Below are 894 nucleotides of genomic sequence, written 5' to 3'. Positions count from 1 at the left end.
TGAAGCTGGAACGCGGAGCGTCCCTGGAGGCGTTCCCACGCAGAGCGTGGGAACGATCACGATACAACGCGTTTCCACTGATCGTTCCCACGCTCCGCGTGGGAATGCAGCCCGTGACGCTCCGCGTCACAACGGTGTTCGACGTCGCGCAGGTGTTGAAGCTGGAACGCGGAGCGTCCCTGGAGGCGTTCCCACGCGGAGCGTGGGAACGATCACGACCTAATACCAGCGTTGAACTTCGATTAACCCTTCCATCCCCGCATAGTTTCTCGCGCTGGAGTATCGCCAGTGTTCGGGCAGATCCACATAGCCACGGTTCACTGGGTTGTTATGGATGTAATCAAGTTTCTGCCGCATCACTGCCTCGCTGTACACCATTTCCGCATGCGAACCTTCCTGCCAAAGCTGATACACCCGGTCTTGCTTGTGAGCTCGTTTGCTGAAGCGCAGGCGCTGTAACGCGCGTTCGGCTCCCTTGCTTTGCAGGTCGTCGATGATTTGTCGGGCAGTGAATGATTTGAATTGACTGACACATCTGTTGAGATCCGGAGCCTCGGCGACAAAGTGCAGGTGGTTTTCCAGAACCACATAGCCATACATCTTCAAGCCCCGGTGGATTTGCTGATAACGCCAGCAATCGAGCAGGTGGTCGACGATATAAGGGCGAATAAATAGCGGAAGCCATTCCACGATGGTGCAAGTGAGGAAATGTGGTTTGTCGGGTTCGGTGATGGTGTAGCGGCTACGACCCATGGTTGCATTCCTTTGCCAGGGAATGACTAGGGTGAGCCGGGATGAGGGAGGTGGCTAGCGGACAGCGCCACAGACTCAGTGGGAAAATACAACGCGTTTCCACTGATCGTTCCCACGCTCCGCGTGGGAATGCAGCCCGTG

The 894-nt window shown here is 56.5% G+C and carries 1 protein-coding gene; it reads right to left on the bottom strand.

The genetic code is table 11. The annotated features are described in order from the left end of the window. Positions 1–219: 219 nt before the first annotated feature. On the bottom strand, positions 220–753 hold the full coding sequence (locus D8U18_RS27990) for a hypothetical protein (protein ID WP_056853885.1): 534 nt from the start codon (positions 751–753) through the stop codon (positions 220–222). Positions 754–894: the final 141 nt, after the last annotated feature.

The organism is Pseudomonas sp. Sample_10, from assembly GCF_004321495.1.
GTDB lineage: Bacteria > Pseudomonadota > Gammaproteobacteria > Pseudomonadales > Pseudomonadaceae > Aquipseudomonas.
This window is presented reverse-complemented; position numbering and strand designations above follow the sequence as displayed.

Coding starts and splice junctions, on each gene's coding strand:
- D8U18_RS27990 (WP_056853885.1), bottom strand. CDS start 753: ATGGGTCGTAGCCGCTACACCATCACCGAACCCGACAAACCACATTTC.